Here is a 21,813-nt window from a genome sequence, read left to right on the forward strand (position 1 = left end):
TCAATGTCCCATTTTCAGATTGGTGCGCGCCAGCAGGATGACCGGAAGCAGGCCGGCCAGGACGATGGCCAGCGCCGCGACGGCGCCTTCTTCATAGGTGCCGCGGGCGGCTTCCGCGTATAGCCAGGTGGCGAGAGTGTCGAAATTCATGGGCCGCAACAGCAGCGTCGCGGGCAGTTCCTTCATGGCGTCCACGAACACCAGCAAGGCGCTGGCCGCGAGCGCGGGACGCAGGAGCGGCAGGTGCACGCGGCGCAGCGTGCCGGCCGAGCTCTCGCCCAGCAGGCGCGAGGCCTGTTCCAGCGACGGCGGAATGCGCGCCAGTCCGGCTTCCAGCGCGCCGGTGGAAATCGCCAGGAAGCGGATGGCGTAGGCGCAGACCAGCGCGCCCATCGATCCCATCAGGAACAGGCCCGTGCCGCCGAAAACCTTGGCGACCGCAGTGTCGATCCAGACGAAAGGCGTGAGCAGGCCGATGGCCAGCACGGTGCCGGGCACGGCATACCCCAGGCTGGCGATGCGCGCGCAGGCGCGGCCGGGATTGAAGCCCGAGCTTTCGCGCAGCGTGCGTCCGGCCCAGGCGACGATCAGCCCGCACAGCAGGGTGACGATGGTGGCGCTGAAGGCCACGATCAGGGTGTTGCTCAAGCCGTTCAGCAGCTGGTGCGACACGCCGCCCACGAGGTGCAGGCGCTTGTAGGTTTCATGCACCAGGTACAGCGCGGGGGCGACGAAGCCGATCAGCACCGGAATCCAGCCCAGCACCGCGGCCAGGGCCGCGGCCGGGCCGTGCAGGCGGCGCGGCTGCATCGGGCGCATGCGCTGGGTGTTGGCGTAGCGCTGGCGCTTGCGGCCGTGGCGCTCCAGCAGGATCAGGCCGATCACGATGGCCAGCATGGTCAGCGCGATCTGCGCCGCGCCGGCCAGGTCCGATCGCGTGACCCAGGTGGTGTAGACCGACACGGTCAGGGTCTGCACCCCGAGGAATTCGGAAGCGCCAATGTCGTTCAGCGTTTCCAGCAGCGCCAGGCTCACGCCAACCACGATGGCGGGCCGGGCCAGCGGCAGGGCCACGCGGAAGAACACGCCGACGCGGCCGGCGCCCAGCGTGCGGGCCGCTTCCAACAGGCTAGCGGCCTGTGTCATGAACATGACGCGGGTGCTCAGGTACACATAGGGGTACAGCACGAAGCCCAGCACGAAGATCGCGCCATAGATGGAGCGCAGGTCCGGCAGCCGGAACTGGCGCGGGCTGTCGTAACCCAGCAGCGTGCGGATCGCGCTCTGTATCGGGCCGATGGGATGCAGCAGGTCCAGGTAGGCGAAGGCGATGATGTAGGTCGGCACCGCCAGCGGCAGCAGCAGCGCCCAGGTCAGCACGCGGCGGGTAGGGAAGTCGTAGGCGGTCACCAGCCAGGCCGCGCCCGTGCCCAGCAGCGTGACCAGCACGCCCACGCCGGCCAGCAGCATGGCGGTATTGGCCAGCGCCTGGGGCAGTACGTAGCTGGCCAGATGTTGCCAATGCGAGAGTTCGCCGCCCAGCGCCCACCACCCCAGCGTCAGGAGGGGCGCCAATACGGCCAGCGCGATCAGGGCGGCGCCGGCCAGCCAGCCGGCCCCGCGTTCAGTCCAGCGCAGACGCAGCGGCCGGGGCAAAGAATCTGTGTGCATGCTTCAAAGTCGATTGCATCAATGGCAAGGCCTGCTCCCTCCAGAAAGGGAGCAGGCCCTACGCGCGGACCAGGGTGCGGTCCGAGCGTGTGTCACTGCCGCATGGTAGCGCCGCGCGGGAGGGCGGGGCGCGCCATGGGCTTATCAGTTGTCGAAACCGACCTTGTCCACCAGTTCGCTGGCTTGCTTGCGATGCTTGGCGATCTCGGTCAGCGGCAGCGGGTCCACCTTCAGTTCGCCAAAGCTGGCAATCACGGGGTCCAGCTTCACGCCCTTGCGGACGGGGTACTCATAATTGGCCTGTGCGTACAGGGCCTGGGCGGGCTCGGACACCAGGTAGTCCAGCAGCTTGACCGCGTTGGCCTTGTTGGGCGCGTGGGCCGCCACGGCGGCGCCGCTGACGTTCACGTGCGTGCCGCCGCTCTTGGCGTTGGCGAAGGTCGGGCGGATGACCTTGATGGCATCGCCCCATTTGCGCGCGTCGGTGCCGGGTTCCGCGTTCTTCATGTGTCCCACGTAATAGGCGTTGGCCAGGCCGATGTCGCAGATGCCGCCGAGGATGTCGCGAGCCACGTCGCGGTCGCCGCCGGCGGCCTTGCGGGCCAGGTTGGCCTTGACGCCGCGCAGCCATTTTTCGGTGGCTTCGGCGCCGTCATGCGCGATCATCGACGCGACCAGGGCGGTATTGTAGGGGTGCTGGCCCGAACGGATGCAGACCTTGCCCTTCCACTTCGGATCGGCCAGGTCTTCGTAGCGGAAGGCTTCCAGCTTCAGGTCCTTTTCCACGTACAGCACGCGGTCGCGCAGCGACAAGGCGTACCACTTGCCGTCGGCGCCGCGCAGGTTGGCGGGGATGACGGATTCCAGGGTTTCCGATTTGACCGACTGGGTCACGCCGCCGTCGACCAGATCCAGCAGATTGCCGATGTCCACGGTCATGAGCACGTCGGCGGGCGACTTGGCGCCTTCGGCCTTGACGCGTTCGAGCAGGCCGTCCTTGACGAAGACGGTGTTGACCTTGATGCCGCTTTCCTTGGTGAAGGCGTCCAGCAGCGGCTGGATCAGCTTGGGTTCCCGGGTGGTGTAGAGGCTGACTTCCTCGGCGGCGTTGGCCGACACGGTGAAGGCGGCGGCGCCGGCCAGCGCCAGGGCGCGCAGCAGCGAATTCAATTGGGGACGCTTGGTCATCAGGTAGTGCTCCGGGCTAGGGCTGCAGAGGGAAAACACGGGATTCCGGGTCTCCGCTCGCTCAAAACGGTCTGCTAACGAAAATGATTATCAAATGAGAGTGCGACGATAACAGGAAGCAAAGAGGCGTTCAACTACCAGTAAGTCAGATAGGGGTCAGGCTTGATCCCCATCAAAGCGGCATAAGGGTATTACGGAATAATGAGAGCAGTTATCATCGAGACCCTGTAGAATAGGGTCAACCCTAATGCCGGCCGCGTCTTTTGTGCGGCACGGAATGACCCAGCGGCACAAGCCGGGCCCAGCGCCCGGGGCGGTCGCCCTAAATAGATACGACATGGCTGCTTTCAACACTGAGCGCGTACTTAGCGTGCACCACTGGAACGACACCCTGTTTTCCTTCACCACGACGCGTGACTCGGCCTTGCGGTTCCACAATGGCCACTTCGTGATGATCGGACTGGAAGTTGAAGGCAAGCCCCTGCTGCGGGCCTACAGCATCGCCAGCGCCAACTACGAAGAGAACCTCGAGTTCCTCAGCATCAAGGTCCAGAACGGTCCGCTCACGTCGCGCCTGCAGCACCTGAAGGAAGGCGACACCATCCTGGTCAGCCGCAAGCCGGTGGGCACGCTGGTGGTCGACGACCTGAAGCCGGGCAAGCACCTGTTCCTGTTCGGCACGGGCACCGGCCTGGCGCCGTTCATGAGCATCATCAAGGACCCGGACGTCTACGAACGCTTCGACAAGGTCATCCTGGTGCACGGCGTGCGTTGGGTCAGCGAACTGGCCTACGCCGACTTCATCGAAAAGGAACTGCCGAACAACGAGTTCTTCGGCGACGTGGTGCGCGAGAAGCTCGTCTACTACCCGACGGTCACGCGCGAGCCTTTCCGCAACCAGGGCCGTATTACGGAACTGATGGAAAACGGCAAGCTGTGCCAGGACATCGGCATTCCCCAGATCAATCCCGAGACCGACCGCGCCATGATCTGCGGCAGTCCCCATATGCTGGCCGACATCAGCAGCATGCTGGACAAGCGCGGCTTCACGGTGTCGCCGGGCGTGGGGCAGCCGGGTGACTACGTGGTCGAGCGCGCGTTCGTGGACAAATAAGTCCCGTCGCCGGCTCCACGCCAAAAACCCATCGCAGCGATGCGATGGGTTTTTTGTTTTCTGGCGTCACACACTGCCGCGCTGCATTGCAGCTAAGGGTTAGCCCGCTGTAGCCACGGGCAGGGCTGTTCTTATAATTCGTCCATAAAGTAAACATATTGTCCATGATGTGGAAGAAATCGAGATGCCCTTAGACCAGGCGGATGCCGAACCCCTGACCCCTTACCAATATCCGAATCCCCGCGAGGCCTTGCCCGAAATCGTGATTCCGCACGCGATCCCGACGGACGAACGGCTGTGGGTGCCGCAAGCCGAGAACGTCTGGTTCCGCCCGCTCTGTCTGAACGCGAGCCAGGGCTACTGGATGAATCTGCTGCGGGTGCGCAAGTCGGGCGTGCTCAGCCGCCACCGCCATCCGCAGGCCGTGCACGGCTTCGTCCTGAAGGGCCGCTGGCGCTACCTGGAGCACGACTGGGAGGCGACGGAAGGCAGCTATGTCTTCGAACCCCCGGGCGAAACGCACACGCTCTACGTGCCGCCCGACGTCGAGGAAATGATCACGTACTTCCAGGTGAACGGCGTCATGTACTACACGGACCCCTGGGGCAAGGGCATGGGCTACGAAGACGTGTTCACCAAGATCGACATGTGCCGCAAGCATTTCACCGAGGTCGGCCTGGGCGAAGACTACGTGCAGCAGTTCATACGTTGAATCTCGGCATTCCAACCCGCAGCAAATAAAACATAAACCGGAGACACCATGAAACGTCGTTCGTTCAATCGCTGCATTTTTTCCGCGCTGCTGGGCGGCGCCATGCTGGCCGCGGGGCCGGCGGCGCAGGCGCAGCAGTTCCCCAGCAGGGCCATCGAAGTCGTGGTTCCGTTCGCCGCGGGCGGCGGCACGGACGCGATGGCGCGCGCCATGGGCGACGCCTCGCGCAAGCACCTGTCGCAGCCGCTGGTGGTGTTGAACAAACCTGGGGCGGCGGGCGGCATCGGCCTGACCGAAGTGGCGAACGCCAAGCCCGACGGCTACAAGCTGGCGCTGGTGACGGCCGACATGGTGATCATCCCCCACCTGGGCCTGACCAAGACCACCTACGAGAAATTCACGCCCATCATCCAGCTCAATGCGGATCCTTCGGCGATCACCGTGGCGGCCGATTCGCCCTACAACACCATAGAAGCGTTCCTGGAGGCGGCGCGCGCCAAGCCGGAAAGCATGCAGGTCGGCAACGCGGGCATAGGCTCGATCTGGCATCTGGCCGCCGCCGCGCTGGAAGACAAGACGGGCGCCAAGTTCAACCACATTCCGTTCAATGGCGGCAATCCCGCCGTGCTGGCCTTGCTGGGCGGCCATATCGACGCCGTGGCGGTCAGTCCGGCGGAAGTGATGCAGTACGTCAAGGCCGGCAAGCTCAAGCCGCTGGCGGTCATGGCCGATGCGCGCGTGCCGGGTTTCGAGAACGTGCCCACGCTGAAGGAACGCAATATCGATCTGTCCATCGGCACCTGGCGTGGCATCGCGGCGCCCAAGGGCACGCCGCAACCGGTGCTGGACGCGCTGGGCGCCGCGTTCCGCCAGGCGGCCGCCGAAGACAGCCTGAAGCGATTCATGGCGGAACAGAACCTGGGCTACGTCGTGGCGGACCAGCAGACCTTCACGGCCCTGATGGAGCGCGACAATGCAACCTTCAAGGGCCTGATCGAGAAGTTCGGCATGCGCCAGTAGGCTGGCCCGCAACAACGAGGAGCAAGAGATGGATTTGGGCATTACCGGCAGGACCGCACTGGTGGGCGGCGCGAGCAAGGGCCTGGGCTATGGCTGCGCGCTGGCCCTGGTGCGCGAAGGAGTGAACGTGGTGATCGTCGCGCGTGGCGCGCAGGCGCTGGAAGTTGCGCGTCAGCAGCTGCTGCAGGCGCGTTCCGACGAGACGAGCTTCGTCAAGGCGGTGGCGGCCGACATCACGACGCCGCAAGGCCGTGACGCGGTGTTTGCCGTTCACCGCGACTACGACATCGTGGTCACCAACGCGGGCGGGCCGCCGCCCGGCGATTTCCGCGACTGGGACCGGGAGCAATGGATCCGCGCAGTCGACGCCAATATGCTCACGCCGATCGAACTGATCAAGGCCACGGTGGACGGCATGGCCGAGCGCGGCTTCGGCCGCATCGTCAACATCACGTCCAGCGCGGTCAAGGCGCCGATCGACATACTGGGCCTGTCCAACGGCGCCCGCAGCGGCCTGACCGGCTTTGTGGCCGGGGTGGCGCGCAGCGCGGTCGCGGCCCGGGGCGTCACGATCAACAACCTGCTGCCCGGCGCGTTCGCAACGGACCGGTTGAGCTCGGCCCTGGCGGCGTCCGCGGCCAAGAGCGGACAGGACACGCAGGTCTTGCGGGCCGCGCGTGAAGCTGCCATCCCGGCCAGGCGCTTCGGCAACGCCGAGGAGTTCGGCGCCATCTGCGCATTCCTGTGCAGCGTCCACGCGGGCTACGTCACCGGCCAGAACGTACTGGCCGACGGCGGCGCCTATCCAGGCACTTTCTGAGCGAGCGGGCATGACATATCAAGCGGATCTGTTTGCCGGCAAGACGGCGCTCGTAACGGGCGCCACGCAGGGCATAGGCGCGGCCGTCGCCAACCGGCTGGCGGCGCTGGGCGCTCGCACGATCGCCGTGGGCCTGCAATCGGAGTCGGACGAACTGGCCCCGGGGATTGAAGTGCGCCTGGGCGACGTCAGCCAGGGCGCGGATGTCGAGCGCCTGTTGCAGGGCCTGGACGATCTGGACATCGTGGTCAATTGCGCCGGCATCATCCGCCGCGGGGCGGAGCACGATCCGGCCGTGTTCGAGCAGGTGGTGGCCATCAACCTGACCGGCACCATGCGCGTGTGCGGCGCGGCGCGTGAGCGCTTGGCGCGTCGCCGCGGCTGCATCGTGAACACGGCGTCGATGCTGAGCTTCTTCGGCGGGTCCCTGGTGCCGGCCTATGCGGCCAGCAAGGGCGGTGTGGCGCAACTGACCAAGTCGCTGGCGCTGGCCTATGCGTCCGAGGGCGTCCGCGTCAATGCGGTGGCGCCGGGCTGGATCGCCACGCCGCTCACGCAGGCTTTGCAGGACGACCCCGAACGCGCGGGCCCGATCCTGCAGCGCACGCCGCTGGGGCGCTGGGGCAAGCCCGAGGACGTGGCCGATGGGGTGGCCTTTCTGTGCGCGCCCGCGGCTTCGTTCATGACCGGCGTGATTCTGCCGGTGGACGGCGGCTACCTGGTGGCCTGACGGGCCGCCGCGCCGTGTACGCGGGCAGGCGTTTGCAGGGATAATGGCGGGGCCGCGCCGCAAGGGCGGCACCGCTCGTACCGTCAACGCCACGTTTTCCGCCATGTCAGAACTGCCGCCAGTCGCCAACCCTCCCGCCGCGCAGGTGGCGGGTACAGCCGCCTTTTCGAAGTTCATGCACGTGCTGCAGGTTGTGGCCGACACGCCCGAATCCATGACTGTGGCCGAACTCAGCAAGCGCAGCGGCTATCCACGGCCGACCGTGTACCGCACGGTGGCCGCGCTGGTGGCCGAGCGCCTGCTGGCCGAACATCCCGTCACTGGCAAGCTGAGCCTGGGGCCGCGGCTGATCCAGCTTGCCAGCCGCAGTTGGGGCCGTTCGGAGATGCGGCTGGCGGCGGTCGAGAACCTGAAGCAGTTGCGCGACGTCACGGGCGAGACCGTGCACCTGGCCGTGCCCAACGGCCAGCACATGGTCTATATCGAAAAGCTGGAAAGCCCGAGCGTGGTGCAGATGAATTCACGCATCGGCACCAACGTGTCCATGTACTCGACAGCGGTGGGCAAGGCCTACCTGGCCATGCTCGACGAGACGGCCCTGCAGGCCGCGTTGGACCTGCTGCCGCAGCCGTTCGCATGCCATACGCCCAACACCGTCAAGGACACTGCCGCGCTGCGGCGCCAGCTTGAATCGGTGCGCGCGCGCGGCTGGGCGGTGGATGATGAGGAGAACGAGGCAGGCATCTATTGTTTCGGCGCTCCGATCTTCGGGCAGAACGGCGTGCCGGTGGCGGCCATCAGCGTGAGCACGCTGCGGTTCCGTCAGAAGCCGGACCCGGAAGCGGCCTATGTGGCGCCGCTGCTGGCGGCCTGCCGCGCCATCACGCAGCGCATTGCCGGCACGCCGATGCTGGCCAGCAGCGATCTGCTGTAGCGCCAGCGGACGGCGAAGCCGGCGCTTTCGTTCACTCGGGCTGGATGCCAGCCTTCTTGATGATGTCGCCCCATTTCTTCGACTCTGCCTGCTGGAACTTGGCGAGTTCGTCCGGCGTGGACGTTGCGGGATCGGTGCCGGTCTGCGAGTAGAACTGTTTGGCGGGCGCGCTTTCCGTGGCCTTCACCAGCAGTTCGTTCAGGCGCTTGACGACATCCGGCGGCGTGCCGGCCGGTGCATAGGCAGCGAACCAGTAACCCATCTCGTAGCCCGGCACGCCGGCCTCGGCGATGGTGGGCACGTCCGGCGCCAGCGGCGAACGCGCCAGGCCGGTGACGCCCAGGGCGCGCAGCTTGCCCGACTTGACCTGGGGCAGGCCGGTGGCCGTGTCCGTGATCATCATGTCGATCTGGCCGCCCAGCAGGTCCGTGACCGCCAGCGGGTTGCTCTTGTACGGCACGTGCAGCAGCTGGACGCCGGCCATCTGCTGCAGCAGTTCGCCCGCGATGCGGCTGCTGGAGCTGCCGCTGCCAAAGCTCAGCTTGCCGGGCGATTGCTTGGCCTGGGCCAGGAAGTCGCCTACGGTCTTGGCCTGCGAGTTCGGATTGACCACCATGATCTGGCCGCCTTTGCCCAGCAGCGTCAGGGGCGCGTAGTCCTTGACCGGGTTGTAGGTCAGGGTCTTGTAGAGATGTTCGTTGGCGGCGTGCGTGGTGTTGGTAGTGATCAGCACCGTGTAGCCGTCGGGGGCCGCGCGGGCGCCAGCGGCGGCGCCTATCATCGCGCTGGCGCCGGGCTTGTTCTCGATCACCACCGCCTGGCCGGTCTGTTCCGTGACGCCCTGGCCGATGGCGCGGCCGATCTGGTCGGTGGCGCTGCCGGCCGCGAACGGCACGATGAAGGTGATGGGCTTGGCGGGGAATTGGGCCATCGCGCTCAAGGGCAGGGCGGCGGCCAGCAGCAAGGCCAGCCGGCCTTTGGAAGCAATGCGCATGTGTGTCTCCTGTGGGTTTTTTATAGGAATGGAAATCAGGCGGCCGCGGGGCGGTCGCCGGGTACGTCCGGCAGCCGGCCGGCCAGCGCGGGGCTGACTTCGACCGTCAGGTCCAGCAATCGGAAGGACAGGCTCTTGCCATGCGTGTCCAGGTTGAGGGCGTCGTTGACGCCGCCGTCCAGCACGCCTTCCAGCACGAAGTTCATGGCGTGCAGCGTGGGCAGCAGGTAGCGGGTCACGCGCGAGGGATGGCGGTAGGCGAACCACGCGGCGACGCGCGCCTCGGTGACCTGCGCGGCCAGCGCCTCGTAGCATTCCGGGTCCCAGGCGATCAGGCTCAGGTTGGAGATGTCGCCCTTGTCGCCGGAACGGCTGTGCGCCAGGCGGTACAAGGGGACGGCGATCAGCGGCGGGTTCATTGCGAGGCTTCCTCCAGGAAGGCCCAGCCGCTGGGCACGGCGTCGCGCGGCAAGGTGCAGGACATCATGTTCAGGCGCGGACGCAACGCCGTGCGCACGCCGCCGCCGCCGGCCGGGCCGCAGGTATAGAGCGCGTTGACTTCACGCAGCACGCTCTCGGCCAGCTTGCGGTCCATGTGTTCCGCCGCGATGCGCAGGCGCACGTCGCGCCCGTGGCCGGCCGGCAGGGCGGACAGCATCTCGCCCGCGTCGTCGCCCAGGATGCTGATGGCGCCGATCAGGTCGGCGCGCAGGCGCAGGGCCGGATCCAGCCGCTTACGCACGATGTCCGCCGCCAGGCGGGCGCGCGCCTCGGCCTGCACCCCCGCATAGGAGATCTCGGCCTCGGCCAGCCAGCCGCCGCGGTAGCAGACGTTGACCTTGAGCTCGTCAGGGCGGGCATGGCCGGTGATGCCGCGCACCGCCACGCGATCGCCGCTCAGCTCGGCCACGCTGGCGCGGCTCAGGTCGGCAATGACGTCGGGCGTCAGATAGCGCGCGGGGTCGTGCACCTCGTACAGTAGTTGTTCCTTGACTGTGCGTGCATCGACCATGCCGCCCGTGCCGTCGGCCTTGCCGATCACGAACTCGCCGTCGGCGTGGATCTCGGCGATGGGAAAGCCGGCGGCATGCACGTCCGGCACGTCCTTCAGACCGGGCACGCAGAAGTAGCCGCCAGTCACCTGCAGGCCGCACTCCAGCATGTGGCCCGCCATGGTGCCGCGGCCCAGGAGCGGCCAATCATCCATGGCCCAGCCGAAGTGGGCCAGTGCCGGCCCCAGCGTCAAGGAGGGATCCGACACGCGGCCCGCCACCACGACCTGGGCGCCGGCGGTGAGCGCCTGCGCGATCTCGGCCGCGCCCAGATAGGCGGTGGCGCTGACGACGTCCTGTCCGTCCAGCGCGCCGCCGAGGCGCTGGCGCAGCAGGTCCCGCTGCGCATCGCTGTTGAGGGCATCGCCGTGGACCACCGCAATGCGCGGGACGGGCAGGCCTTGCTGCCGCGCGAGCGCCGCGATGCGCCTGGCTGCGGCCTCTGGGTTGGCGGCGCCGAAATTGCCGACGATGGCGATGCCATGGCGCAGGCAGTCGGCCAGCACCGGGCCGACCAGTTCATCCAGCAGCGGCTCATAGCCGCGCTCGGGATCGTCGTTGCGCGCCAGTTGCGCCAGCGCGAGCGTGCGTTCGGCCAGGGTCTCGTAGATCAGCACGCCGCCGCCTCGGGCGATGAGCGTGCGCACCACGGCCGCGGCGCCGTCGCTGCGGTCGCCGGAAAAGCCGGAGGCGCAGCCTATGTACAGGGGAGATTGAGACATGCGGGATCTGGGCGGGAAGAGGGTGTCCGGACCCACTATAGGCATCGCTCGCTGATCAGTAAAATAGAAAGATCGGATCAATTCATAGAGAAAAGCCATGAATCTGTCAGCCCGGCAATTGCGCGCCTTCGTGGCCCTGGCCGAGGAAAGGCACTTCACTCGCGCGGCGCAGCGCTGCCATCTGACGCAGCCGGCCTTCAGCGCCCTGATCCGCCAGCTGGAGGACAGCGCGGGCGTGCGGCTGTTCGACCGCAACACGCGTCACGTGGAGTTGACGGCCGAGGGTCAGGTGCTGGATGCCACGGCGCGCAGGCTGCTGGCCGACATGGACCTGGTCATGGAAGACCTGCGCGACCACGCGGCGCGCAAGCGCGGGCGGGTGGCGCTGGCGGCGTTGCCTTCGCTGGCGGCCGGCTGGCTGCCGGGCCTGCTGGCGCGATTTCGCGACGCCTATCCCGGGATCACGGTGGACCTGCACGACGCCTTGCTTGATCCTTGCCTGGATCTGGTACAGGCGGGGCAGGTGGATTTCGCCGTGGCGTCGCGGCGGCCCGACATGAACGAACTGGATAGCGAGTTCCTGCACGCCGACCGCTATTTCCTGGTGTGCCGCGCCGATCATCCGCTGGCGGACGCGGGCAAGGCGCGCTTGCGCGACATCCTGCGCTACCCCATGATCCAGCTCGCGCGCGGCAGCAGCGTGCGCAAGCACCTGGAAGGGGCTCTGGGGGCCGACGCGCCGGCCCCCGTCTTCGAAGTCGAGCACCTGGCCACCGTCACCGGGCTGGTGCGCGCGGGCCTGGGCGTCTCGGTGGTGCCGGCCATGACGCTGTTCCATTTCGGCGGCGCCGATCTGCGCATCGTGCCGTTGGCCGGCAAGACCTTGACCAGGCCGCTATACCTGGTCCGCCGCAAGGGACGCACGCTGTCGGTGGCGGCGCAGGCCTTGTACGACCTGCTGCGGGAGCACCGGCAGGATATGGATGATCCTCCCTAAGGCGTTCAGCTACTTTCGCAAAAGTCTATTGCTGGATAAACTTCGATAGTTGTAGCTTCTATCCGTCAATCGAAGGATTCCGCTCATGAGCAAGCAAATCATTCATACCGACACCGCGCCCGCCGCGGTAGGCCCTTACTCGCAAGCGGTTGCCGTAAGCGGCACCAAGACTGTGTACCTTTCGGGCCAGATCGGCCTGGAGCCGGGCACCGGCGATCTGGTTTCCGAGAACTTTGACGCACAGGTGCGCCAGGCTTTCGCCAACATGCAGGAAGTCATCAAGGCCGCTGGCGGCACGCTGGACAATGTCGTCAAGCTCACGCTGTTCCTGACCGATCTGGGCAAGTTCGCGGCCGCCAACGCGATCATGGCCGAGATCATTCCCCAGCCGTTCCCGGCGCGTTCGACCATCGGCGTGGCCAGCCTGCCCAAGGGCGCGCAGTTCGAGGTCGAGGCCATTCTGGTCCTGTAAGGCCCACCCGGACTTTTCATTTCAGGGGTTCGTTTCTCCATGCCGGCCGCAGCCGCGGCTTCCAAGCGAGCCGGCGCCGATAACAAAGGCGCCGGCAAAGCGATGACGGATACGGAGCGCAAGCTCCGTAACCTGGGTCTGGTGCTGCCCGAGGACTTCGTGCTGCACCTGCCGCTGCGCTACGAAGACGAAACCCGCGTCATCCCGATCAGCGCCTTGCGGCCCGGCTTTGCCGGACAGGTCGAGGGCGAGATCACGAAATCCGAGGTGCTGTACCGGCCCCGGCGCCAGCTGACCGCCACCCTGGCGGACGACAGCGGCGAACTGCAATTGCGCTGGCTGAACTTCTATCCCAGCCAGCAGAAGCAAGTCACCGTGGGCAAGCGCCTGCGCGCGCGCGGCGAGGTCCGCGGCGGCATGTTCGGGCGCGAGATGGTGCATCCCCGCATGAGCAATGCCGATGCGCCGCTGCCCACCGCGCTGACCCCGGTCTATCCCAGCACCGAGGGCTTGCCCCAGCTGACCTTGCGCCGCGCCATCGCGCAGGCGCTGGACCGCGCCGACCTGTCCGATACCTTGCCCGACGAGGCGCGCGCGCGCTACGACCTGCCGCCGTTCGAGCCCGCCATCCGCGCGCTGCACACGCCCGCGCACGGCGAATCCGAGCAGGCCTTGCTGGACCGGGTGCATCCGGCGTGGCGCCGCATCAAGTTCGACGAGCTGCTGGCGCAGCAGCTGTCGCTGGCGGCCGCAAGGGCGGCCCGGCGCATCAAGGAGGCCGAATCGCTGCCGGCGCGCACGGAGCCAGGCGGGCTGGTCGCCAGGCTGTACGAAGCCTTGCCATTCAAGCTGACTGGCGCGCAGGAGCGCGTGGTGCAGGAAATATCGGCGGATCTGGCCAAGCCGTATCCCATGCATCGCCTGCTGCAAGGCGACGTGGGCAGCGGCAAGACCGTCGTGGCCGCGATCGCCGCGGCGCAGGCCATCGCCAGCGGCGCGCAGGTCGCGCTGATGGCGCCCACCGAAATCCTGGCGGAGCAGCACTTCCAGAAACTGGTGGCCTGGCTGCAGCCGCTGGGCGTGAACGTCGCCTGGCTGAGCGGCAGCCTGTCGGCCAAGGCGCGCCGCGAGGCCGTGGCCGCCGCGGCCGATGGCAGCGTGCAGTTGGTGGTGGGCACGCAGGCGCTGATCCAGGACCATGTCGAGTTCCACCGCCTGGGCTTGTCCATCGTCGACGAGCAACACCGCTTCGGCGTGGGCCAGCGCCTGGCGCTGACCCGCAAGGGCGAGACCGTGCGTGGCCGCATCGTGCCGCACCAGCTCAACATGAGCGCGACGCCGATTCCACGCACGCTGGCCATGACCTTCTTCGCCGACCTGGACGTCTCCGTCATCGACGAATTGCCGCCCGGGCGCAGCCCGGTCCTGACCAAGCTGGTGTCGGACGCGCGCCGCGAGGAAGTCATCGCCCACATCGCCCAGGCCGCGCGCGGCGGCCAGCAGGCCTACTGGGTCTGCCCGCTGGTCGAGGAAAGCGAGGCCCTGGAACTCCAAACCGCCGTGGATACCTACGAAGGCATGCGGGCCGACCTGCCGGACCTGCGCATCGGCCTGGTGCACGGGCGCCTGCCGCAAGCCGAGAAAGCCGCCGTGATGCAGGCCTTCCGCGATGGCGAGGTGGATCTGCTGGTGGCGACCACCGTCATCGAGGTCGGCGTGGACGTGCCGAACGCTTCGCTCATGGTCATCGAGCACGCCGAACGCTTCGGCCTGGCCCAGTTGCACCAATTGCGCGGCCGGGTGGGGCGGGGCACCGCCGAGTCGGTATGCGTGCTGCTCTACCAGACACCGCTGTCGCAGGTGGCGCGCGAACGCCTGCGGGCCATGTTTGAAACCTCCGACGGCTTTGAAATCGCGCGCCGCGATCTGGAGCAGCGCGGCCCCGGGGAGTTCCTGGGCACGCGCCAGTCCGGCATGGCGCTCCTGCGTTTCGCCGACCTGGAAACCGACGCCGCGATCGCGGAAGACGCGCGCGACGCCGCGGTCTGGCTGCGCGCCGAGCATCCGGCCGCGGTCGAGGCGCATCTGGCCCGCTGGATGCGCGGGCGCGAGGACTTCCTGCGCACCTGATCATGCAGCCAGCCGCGAACCTTTATCTAGCAAGCGCCAGCCACAGGGCTGGCGCGTAACCCCGGGGGCGTAGTCCACCATGACTCTCACCGAACTCAAGTACATCGTCGCCGTTGCGCGCGAGCGGCATTTCGGCCGCGCGGCCGAAGCCTGCTTCGTCAGCCAGCCCACGCTCTCGGTGGCGATACGCAAGCTGGAAGACGAACTCGGCGTGACGCTGTTCGAGCGCGGCGGCGCCGAAGTCGGGGTCACTCCCATCGGCCAGCGCATCGTCGCCCAGGCGCAGAAGGTGCTGGAGGAAAGCGCCAGCATCAAGGAAATCGCGCGCCAGGGGCACGACCCGCTGGCCGGTCCGCTGCGCGTGGGCGTGATCCACACCATCGGCCCCTACCTGCTGCCGCGTCTGGTGCCGGTGCAGATCGGCCGCACGCCCCAGATGCCGCTGCTGCTGCAAGAGAACTTCACGGTGCGCTTGGTCGAGCTGCTGCGCCAGGGCGAGATCGACTGCGCCATCATGGCCTTGCCGCTGCCGGAGGCCGGCCTGGTCATGCAGCCGCTGTACGACGAGCCCTTCATCGTCGCCGTGCCCAACGACCACGAACTGGCGCGGCGCGAATCGATCGATGCGCAGGACCTGAAGCAGCAGACCATGCTGCTGCTGGGCAGCGGCCATTGCTTCCGCGACCAGGTACTGGAAGTCTGTCCCGAGCTGTCGCGCTTTTCGGCCGCCAGCGACGGCATACAGCGCACCTTCGAAGGCTCGTCGCTGGAAACCATCCGGCACATGGTCGCCGCCGGCATCGGAGTGACCGTCCTGCCGGTGACCGCGGTGCCCGAGCAGCCGCCCTCCAACAGCCTGCTGCGCTATCTACCTTTCGAAGGCCATGTGCCGGAGCGCCGCGTGGTCCTGGCCTGGCGCCGCAGCTTCCCGCGCCTGGCCGCCATCGAGGCGCTGGCGCAGGCGGTCTATGCTTGCGATCTGCCGGGCGTGAAGATGCTGACCGACGAGGTCGCGGCCGTGCAGGACTGATTTTCGCCCGCCGCGTAAGGCTGCCGGGGCCGCGGTTTGCGCCGCGTCAAAAGGTCGCAGGACTGTTTGACCGTAGCGGCGGATATTGCGGCATTTCGCGGTATTTGCAGTGTTATCCTTGTTTCGCACATTCATCCTAAGGAGCTAGCAATGGCCAAGTCCCCCAAGAAGACCTCCAGCGTTCCGCGCATCAATATCGGTATCTCGGACAAGGACCGCGCCGCCGTCGCTGGCGAACTGTCCAAGTTGCTGGCCGATTCGTACACGCTGTACCTGATGACGCACAACTTCCACTGGAACGTCACGGGACCCATGTTCAACACGCTGCACCTGATGTTCATGACGCAGTACACGGAAGAATGGAACGCGTTGGACAGCATCGCCGAACGCATCCGTGCGCTAGGCCACTACGCGCCGGGCACCTACCGCGAATTCAGCAAGCTGTCCTCGATCGCCGAGCCCGACTCGGTGCCGGAAGCCCTGGAAATGGTGCGCCTGCTGGTGACCGCCAACGAGTCCGTCGCCAAGACCGCGCGCGCCGCGTTCGAGAAGGCCGATGCGGCCAACGACCAGCCCACGGCCGACCTGCTGACGCAGCGCCTGGACGTGCACGAGAAGAACGCCTGGATGCTGCGCAGCCTGCTGCAGTGATCGCAGCGGCGGTAGCCTGAAAAAAGCCGGAACCCAGAGGTTCCGGCTTTTTTTGCGCCCGTTGTCGAGCCGGCGGTCAGGTCTGGTGCGACAGCGGACGCGTGGGGATCGGGGCGATCCGTTCGGGCGGAGGAGAGACGCGCCATACCGCCCGGCGGCGCAGCGCGCCGAGCAGCTTGAGGCCCTGGGGCCAGTCTCCCAGGCCGCTGTCGGCGTTGATGTGGCCGCCGCCCGGGACAAGGACCAGCCGGCTGCCCCAGTCGCGCGCGAGGCCGCGGGCGCGTTCCAGCTGGCAATAGGGATCGTTATCGCTGGCGACCACCACGCTCTGGAAGGGCAGGGGTTGCCGGGCGATGGGAGCGAAGGCGCGCAGGCAGGCGGGCGCGCTGTCGCGTTCCACGTCGGCCGGCGCCACCAGCAGGGCGCCCGCCACCTTGGCCCGCAGCGGCACTGGCAAGGCGGCGCTGACCAGGCAGCCCAGGCTATGCGCGATCAGGAGGACGGGACTGCGCGCCTGGCTGACCTCGGCCGCCAGCGCCGCCATCCATTCTGCGGGAGCCGGATGCTCCCAGTCGCCTTGTTCGACGCGGCGCGCATGGGGCAGCAAGGCCATCCAGCGCGATTGCCAGTGTTGGGGTCCGGAGTTTTTCCATCCGGGAACGATGATCGGTTGGAGTCTCATGGCGGCCATGATGCCGCGCGGTCTTAGTAACGCAAACGAATAAATCGTCTTTTGCATATATCCCCGGGGGTATAAGCGCATCGCGCGGATCGATGCGGCGGCGCAATAAGAAGATGCATGCCCAAGCCGCCCGGAACAGGCCCGAAAGCCGCTATTTTTCAGTGTATGCTTGCCGTGCAATCGCAATGCAACCGGGCGTGACCAGGGCCGAATACCCTGCAATGAACAGTCTCGCGAGCGTGCTTGGCCCGGAAATGATCCGGCGTCCGCTACGGTGCACAAACTAACGATTACAAATCATTAGAGGAGTCCACACATGAAGCCAGTATTCCGTCTGACCCCGGTCATCGCAGCGCTCGGCGTCGCGGCCGGCCTGGCGTTTGCGTCGGGTGCGCAAGCGCAAACCATCAAGATCGGCGTGGTCGGCCCGACCACCGGCGCGGTCACGCAGTATGGCGATATGGTCCGTGAAGGGGTCGATACCGCGGTCGAGCGCATCAACGCCGCCGGCGGCGTGAACGGCAAGAAGCTGGAAACCGTGGTGATCGACGACGGCTGCGAACCCAAGCAGGGTCCGGTCGCCGCCAACCGCGTGGTCAACAGCAAGATCGGTTTCGTCGTGGGCCACGTGTGCTCGGGCGCCACCATCGCCGCCGCCGACATCTACAACAACGAAGGCGTGGTCATGGTCACGCCCTCGGCCACGTCGCCGGCCCTGACCGACGGCAAAAACTACGAGTTCATCTTCCGCACCATCGGCCGCGACGACCAGCAAGGTCCCGCCGCCGCCAAGTTCATCCTGGACAAGATCAAGCCCAAGAAGGTCGCCGTGCTGCACGACAAGCAGTCGTACGGCCAGGGCATCGCCACCGCGGTCAAGAACGACCTGGAGAAGGGCGGCGTGCCGGTCGCCATCTTTGAAGGCATCAACGCCGGCGACAGCGACTATTCGGCCGTCATCACCAAGCTGAAGAGCCAGGGCGTGGACTTCGTCTACTACGGCGGCTACCACCCCGAAATGGGCCTGTTGCTGCGCCAGGCGGCCGAACAGGGCGTGAAGGCCAAGTGGATGGGTCCGGAAGGCACGGGCAACCCCGACATCAACGCCATCGCCGGCGACGCGGTCGAAGGCATGCTGCTGACGCTGCCGGCCGACTTCACCCAGAACGCCGCCAACGCGGACATCGTCAAGGCTTTCGAAGCCAAGAAGCGCAACGCCAGCGGCGCCTTCCAGATGACGGCCTACACGGCCACCCAGGTCATCGCCGACGGCATCAAGGGCGCGGGCAGCGACGACCCGACCAAGGTCGCCAAGTACCTGCACGCCAATACCTTCGACACGCCGATCGGCAAGGTGTCCTGGAACAAGCAGGGCGACCTGACGAACTTCCAGTTCGACGTGTTCACCTGGCACAAGGACGGTTCCAAGACCGTCTACAAGTAAGCTCCCTGCGGGCCGCAGAGGCCCGCGATGCCGGCGGAACCTCTTGCCGTTCCAAAGCAGACCGGGCCGGAAGCGACAGTCTTCCGGCCCGGTTTTTCTTTGCCGCTGGCAGGCCGGGGAACCGGAGCGCGGCCCCCCCGGTCGAACGCCCGCTCGCCGCATTTGCGTAGAATGCGGCGCCATCGACCTCACTTTTTTTGTCCGGACATCATGACCAAGGCCCTGTTAGTCGAAGACGATCCGAAACTCTCGCGCCTGATCGCGCAGTTCCTGGAGCAGCACGGGTTCCATGTCGCCCAGGCCTACCGCGGCGATCACGCGGTCGAGGCCTTCCGCAGGCATGACCCGGCCATCACCATCCTGGACCTGATGCTGCCGGGACGCGACGGCCTGCAGGTCTGCCGCGACCTGCGCGCCTTCTCGTCGGCGCCCATCCTGATGCTGACGGCCCGCGAAGACGACCTGGACCAGATCCTGGGCCTGGAGTCGGGCGCGGACGACTATGTCATCAAGCCCGTCGAGCCGCGCGTGCTGCTGGCGCGGGTCAGAGCGCTGCTGCGGCGCCATAGCCAACTGGACGAACCGCCGGAGCGCCTGGAGTTCGGGCCGCTGGTCATCGACCGGCGCACGCGGGCCGTGGTCCATGCCGGCGCCGAGGTGGACCTGACCACAATGGAGTTCGAAATGCTCTGGGCGCTGGCCAGCCAGGCCGGGCAGGTGCTGACCCGCGACGATCTGCTCAACGCGGTGCGCGGCATCGAGTTCAACGGGCTGGACCGCAGCGTCGACGTATGCGTCAGCAAGCTGCGGCGCAAGCTGGACGACGACCCGCGCGATCCTGCGCGCATCAAGACCGTGTGGGGCAAGGGCTATCTGTTCTCGCCCAAGGCACACGAGGGCGGTGATGCTTAAGTTTGTCCTGCGGCTGTTCGTGGTGCTGGCGATAGGGTTCGTCATTTCCAACGAAGTGGTGGACCGTTCCGCCAATTACTTCTTCGAGCCGGTCAGCGACGCCTATACCCGCGAAGCTGTGCGCGGCCAGATCCACAGCCTGGTGCAGGAGCTGGGCCGTGTGCCTCCCGCCGAGCGCGAGGCGCACGTCCGCGATGCGCTGGCGCCGCACTATGGCCTGGCGCTGCGGGTGGTCCAGGCCGACAACTATGGCGCGAGCGAAGAAGAGCGCGCCATGGCGGACTCCGGCAGCTTCTTCCTGCGGGATAAGCAGCAGACCTTCGTGGCGGCCATTCCAGGCGGGGGCAGCCAATGGCTGGAGGTCAAGCTGCCGCCCGAACCATCCATTGGTCCCTGGCTCATGGCCGCGGTGTATTCCGCGCTGGGACTGCTGCTGTGCGCCTTCATGCTGGTTTGGGCGCTGCCGATCTGGCGCGACCTGGAAGCGCTCAAGACCGCCGCGCTGCGCATGGGGCAGGGCGATCTGCAGGCGCGGGCGCGCCTGTCGCGCCATTCCAGCATCCGCAACCTGGGCGACACGTTCAACCAGATGTCCGACCGCATCAGCGCCTTGGTGGGCAACCAGCGCGACCTGACCAATGCCGTGTCGCACGAACTGCGCACGCCCATCGCACGCCTGTCGTTCGAGTTGGACATGATGGACCGCGAGGACGATCCTGCCGCGCGCAAGCGTCTCATCGAGGAGATGAAGAGCGACGTGGCCGAGCTGGACGCGATGGCTTCGGAATTGCTGATGTACGCCCGCCTGGAGCACAAGGGCGACGGCGTGCCGCTACAGGCCCAGGATGCCCGCAGCTGGCTGGATTCGGTGGTGCAGCATGCCGGCTTCGAGGCGGAGGTGTCCGGCGTGCGTTGCGAGGTCGCGCTGTGCCAGGTCGCGGAGGTGCACCTGCATCAACGCTACATGACACGGGCGCTGCTGAACCTGCTGCAGAACGCCATCCGCCATGCAGGCCGCAAGGTCCAGGTCAGCCTGATCAGCCCGGCGCCGCGCGAATACGTGCTGATCGTGGACGACGACGGCCCAGGCATTCCGCCCGCCGACCGCGAGCGCATCTTCGAACCCTTCATCCGCCTGGACGAAAGCCGCGACCGCGGCACCGGCGGCGTAGGGCTGGGCCTGGCCATCGTGAGCCGCGTGGCGCGCTGGCATAACGGCACGGTGCAGGCCAGCGACAGCCCGCTGGGTGGCGCGCGTTTCGTGGTCAGCTGGAAGACCGCCTGAGCAACGGCGCAATGCGGCGCGGCACAACGTAAACAAACTTCACAAAGCCCCGCCGCAATCTTCACAAACTCCATACAAAGCGGGAAAGATCCCGGACAGGCGCGTGGCTAGCATGACGGCAGTTCTCTTCAGAGGCATTGCCGCTTGCCATGTTTTCCCTCAGCCGCCTGGTTGCCCTTGGTTCGTTGCTGGTCGCCGCAGGCGGTTGCCAGGGCGTGCCGCCGGGTGCGCCGCCGCCGATCGCCAAAGGCGATTACGAGGCGGTCGTCGGCTACCTAGCGCAGCGCATCCCCTACGACATGAACGCCTTGAGCGTTCCCGGCCTGTCCATCGCGCTGGTCGACGACCAGCGTGTGGTGTGGAGCACCGGCTTTGGCTTCGCGGATCCCGTGCGCCATCGCCAGGCCACCAGCGACACGCTGTACCGGGTCGGTTCCATTACCAAGATCGTCACCGCCGCGGGCGTGCTGCGGGCCGCCGATGACGGCCGCCTGACGCTCGACCAGCCGGCTTCGCAGGCGCTGCCCGACTGGGACATCCAGCCGCGCCGTGGCGCCATGCAATGGCTGGGCGCGCATCCCTTCACTCCCCGCAATCTGCTGGCCGTGCATCCGGGATCGCTCGAAGACACCATGGGCCGCGCGCGCGCCGACATGGCGTATGCCTTGCTTGGCGACATGGTGGCGCACGTGGCCAGCGAACCCTTCGATACCTACGTGCGCCGCACCATCCTGCAGCCCTTGAACATGCCGCGCGCGGGCTTCCAGCCCAACCCGCGCATGCTGGATTTGCGCGCGTCGGGCTACCGCCGCGGCGCGCCCTGGACCGAGGCGCCGCAGCCCAACGAGGCGGCCGATGGCCTGTGGCTCAGTTCTTCGGAAATGGCGCGCTTCTTCTCCATGCTTTTCGCCGACGGCCTGTATCAGGGGCGGCGCGTGCTCAACGCCGATTCTGCGCGCGCCGTGCTGGACCTGGAGACGGTGGACAGCGGGATGGCGCTGGATTGCCGCCTGTCCCTGTCGTGGCTGGCCGCGCCTTGTGATGCGGAGCTCACGGGCGGCGAGTTGCGGCTGCACAGCGGCGCGACCGAAGCCTTCCATTCCCGCTTCGTGCTGGCTCCGTACGACAAGCTTGCCGTGCTGGTCATGAGCAATTCCGATACCAGCGAGCCGCTGGTGTCCTCGGTGTCGGCGATGGCGATGGCGCTGATGCGCCAGGCCAAGCAAGGCGCAGTGACCCAATAGATCGGGCCC

Annotated in this window: 21 protein-coding genes; 15 read left to right on the forward strand and 6 right to left on the reverse strand. The window is 67.0% G+C overall.

The features are described 5' to 3' along the window. Nucleotides 1-1,671, reverse strand: a complete 1,671-nt coding sequence (locus HWY37_RS14255) for an ABC transporter permease (RefSeq protein ID WP_175205613.1) — start codon at nucleotides 1,669-1,671, stop codon at nucleotides 1-3. Nucleotides 1,672-1,815: 144 nt separating this feature from the next. Further along, nucleotides 1,816-2,859: a Fe(3+) ABC transporter substrate-binding protein gene (locus HWY37_RS14260; RefSeq protein WP_175205614.1), complete on the reverse strand. Its 1,044-nt coding sequence runs from the start codon at nucleotides 2,857-2,859 to the stop codon at nucleotides 1,816-1,818. A gap of 337 nt (nucleotides 2,860-3,196) precedes the next feature. Here HWY37_RS14260 and HWY37_RS14265 point away from each other — a divergent pair, with 337 nt between their 5' ends. The 6 genes from HWY37_RS14265 (at nucleotide 3,197) to HWY37_RS14290 (ending at nucleotide 8,189) form a co-directional block, all read left to right on the forward strand. Then, entirely contained in the window at nucleotides 3,197-3,973 is a 777-nt protein-coding gene (locus HWY37_RS14265; protein WP_175205615.1) for a ferredoxin--NADP reductase, read from the forward strand. Between the two features lie 184 nt (nucleotides 3,974-4,157). Further along, entirely contained in the window at nucleotides 4,158-4,685 is a 528-nt protein-coding gene (locus tag HWY37_RS14270) for a 2,4'-dihydroxyacetophenone dioxygenase family protein (protein WP_175205616.1), read from the forward strand. Nucleotides 4,686-4,733: 48 nt separating this feature from the next. Continuing rightward, on the forward strand, nucleotides 4,734-5,705 hold the full coding sequence (locus HWY37_RS14275; protein ID WP_175205617.1) for a tripartite tricarboxylate transporter substrate binding protein: 972 nt from the start codon (nucleotides 4,734-4,736) through the stop codon (nucleotides 5,703-5,705). A 28-nt stretch (nucleotides 5,706-5,733) separates the two neighbouring features. Then, entirely contained in the window at nucleotides 5,734-6,525 is a 792-nt protein-coding gene (locus HWY37_RS14280; RefSeq protein ID WP_175205618.1) for an SDR family oxidoreductase, read from the forward strand. A gap of 10 nt (nucleotides 6,526-6,535) precedes the next feature. Further along, nucleotides 6,536-7,255, forward strand: a complete 720-nt coding sequence (locus HWY37_RS14285; RefSeq protein WP_175205619.1) for an SDR family NAD(P)-dependent oxidoreductase — start codon at nucleotides 6,536-6,538, stop codon at nucleotides 7,253-7,255. A 103-nt stretch (nucleotides 7,256-7,358) separates the two neighbouring features. After that, complete coding sequence (locus HWY37_RS14290) at nucleotides 7,359-8,189, forward strand: IclR family transcriptional regulator (protein ID WP_175205727.1); 831 nt, start codon at nucleotides 7,359-7,361, stop codon at nucleotides 8,187-8,189. Nucleotides 8,190-8,220: 31 nt separating this feature from the next. Here HWY37_RS14290 and HWY37_RS14295 read toward each other — a convergent pair whose 3' ends face one another. Genes HWY37_RS14295 through HWY37_RS14305 form a run of 3 tightly spaced genes read right to left on the reverse strand, consistent with a single transcriptional unit; the run spans nucleotide 8,221 to nucleotide 10,957 of the window. Beyond that, nucleotides 8,221-9,183 (reverse strand): Bug family tripartite tricarboxylate transporter substrate binding protein, encoded by a 963-nt coding sequence (locus HWY37_RS14295; RefSeq protein ID WP_175205620.1) that lies wholly within the window; start codon nucleotides 9,181-9,183, stop codon nucleotides 8,221-8,223. A 35-nt stretch (nucleotides 9,184-9,218) separates the two neighbouring features. Beyond that, complete coding sequence (locus HWY37_RS14300) at nucleotides 9,219-9,602, reverse strand: AtuA-related protein (RefSeq protein ID WP_175205621.1); 384 nt, start codon at nucleotides 9,600-9,602, stop codon at nucleotides 9,219-9,221. After that, entirely contained in the window at nucleotides 9,599-10,957 is a 1,359-nt protein-coding gene (locus HWY37_RS14305; RefSeq protein WP_175205622.1) for an acyclic terpene utilization AtuA family protein, read from the reverse strand. The genes HWY37_RS14300 and HWY37_RS14305 overlap by 4 nt, the downstream gene beginning before the upstream one ends. A gap of 97 nt (nucleotides 10,958-11,054) precedes the next feature. Here HWY37_RS14305 and HWY37_RS14310 point away from each other — a divergent pair, with 97 nt between their 5' ends. The 5 genes from HWY37_RS14310 to HWY37_RS14330 all read left to right on the forward strand — a co-directional run bounded on the left by HWY37_RS14310 (nucleotide 11,055) and on the right by HWY37_RS14330 (nucleotide 16,237). After that, nucleotides 11,055-11,954: a LysR family transcriptional regulator gene (locus tag HWY37_RS14310; RefSeq protein ID WP_176088890.1), complete on the forward strand. Its 900-nt coding sequence runs from the start codon at nucleotides 11,055-11,057 to the stop codon at nucleotides 11,952-11,954. An 85-nt stretch (nucleotides 11,955-12,039) separates the two neighbouring features. Beyond that, entirely contained in the window at nucleotides 12,040-12,426 is a 387-nt protein-coding gene (locus HWY37_RS14315; protein ID WP_088158995.1) for a Rid family detoxifying hydrolase, read from the forward strand. Between the two features lie 39 nt (nucleotides 12,427-12,465). After that, nucleotides 12,466-14,556: an ATP-dependent DNA helicase RecG gene (gene recG / locus HWY37_RS14320; RefSeq protein WP_175205624.1), complete on the forward strand. Its 2,091-nt coding sequence runs from the start codon at nucleotides 12,466-12,468 to the stop codon at nucleotides 14,554-14,556. Nucleotides 14,557-14,635: 79 nt separating this feature from the next. Beyond that, a complete protein-coding gene (locus tag HWY37_RS14325) occupies nucleotides 14,636-15,586 on the forward strand; it encodes a LysR substrate-binding domain-containing protein (protein WP_175205625.1) in 951 nt (316 codons plus the stop codon). Nucleotides 15,587-15,736: 150 nt separating this feature from the next. Beyond that, nucleotides 15,737-16,237 carry a Dps family protein gene (locus tag HWY37_RS14330; protein ID WP_054454138.1) on the forward strand — a complete coding sequence of 167 codons (501 nt, stop codon included), beginning with the start codon at nucleotides 15,737-15,739 and terminating at the stop codon, nucleotides 16,235-16,237. Nucleotides 16,238-16,313: 76 nt separating this feature from the next. Here HWY37_RS14330 and HWY37_RS14335 read toward each other — a convergent pair whose 3' ends face one another. Continuing rightward, entirely contained in the window at nucleotides 16,314-16,919 is a 606-nt protein-coding gene (locus HWY37_RS14335) for an RBBP9/YdeN family alpha/beta hydrolase (RefSeq protein WP_175205626.1), read from the reverse strand. Nucleotides 16,920-17,235: 316 nt separating this feature from the next. Between HWY37_RS14335 and HWY37_RS14340 the strand changes: the two genes are divergently transcribed. The 4 genes from HWY37_RS14340 (at nucleotide 17,236) to HWY37_RS14355 (ending at nucleotide 21,804) form a co-directional block, all read left to right on the forward strand. After that, nucleotides 17,236-18,363 (forward strand): branched-chain amino acid ABC transporter substrate-binding protein, encoded by a 1,128-nt coding sequence (locus HWY37_RS14340; protein ID WP_175205627.1) that lies wholly within the window; start codon nucleotides 17,236-17,238, stop codon nucleotides 18,361-18,363. Between the two features lie 210 nt (nucleotides 18,364-18,573). Further along, nucleotides 18,574-19,275 carry a response regulator gene (locus tag HWY37_RS14345; RefSeq protein WP_175205628.1) on the forward strand — a complete coding sequence of 234 codons (702 nt, stop codon included), beginning with the start codon at nucleotides 18,574-18,576 and terminating at the stop codon, nucleotides 19,273-19,275. After that, on the forward strand, nucleotides 19,268-20,560 hold the full coding sequence (locus HWY37_RS14350) for an ATP-binding protein (RefSeq protein WP_176088891.1): 1,293 nt from the start codon (nucleotides 19,268-19,270) through the stop codon (nucleotides 20,558-20,560). Before HWY37_RS14345 ends, HWY37_RS14350 begins: the two co-directional genes overlap by 8 nt. A gap of 149 nt (nucleotides 20,561-20,709) precedes the next feature. Beyond that, on the forward strand, nucleotides 20,710-21,804 hold the full coding sequence (locus HWY37_RS14355; protein ID WP_176088892.1) for a serine hydrolase domain-containing protein: 1,095 nt from the start codon (nucleotides 20,710-20,712) through the stop codon (nucleotides 21,802-21,804). Nucleotides 21,805-21,813: the final 9 nt, after the last annotated feature.

The sequence above is a fragment of the Achromobacter anxifer genome (assembly GCF_903652925.1).
Classification (GTDB): Bacteria; Pseudomonadota; Gammaproteobacteria; order Burkholderiales; family Burkholderiaceae_B; genus Achromobacter; species Achromobacter anxifer.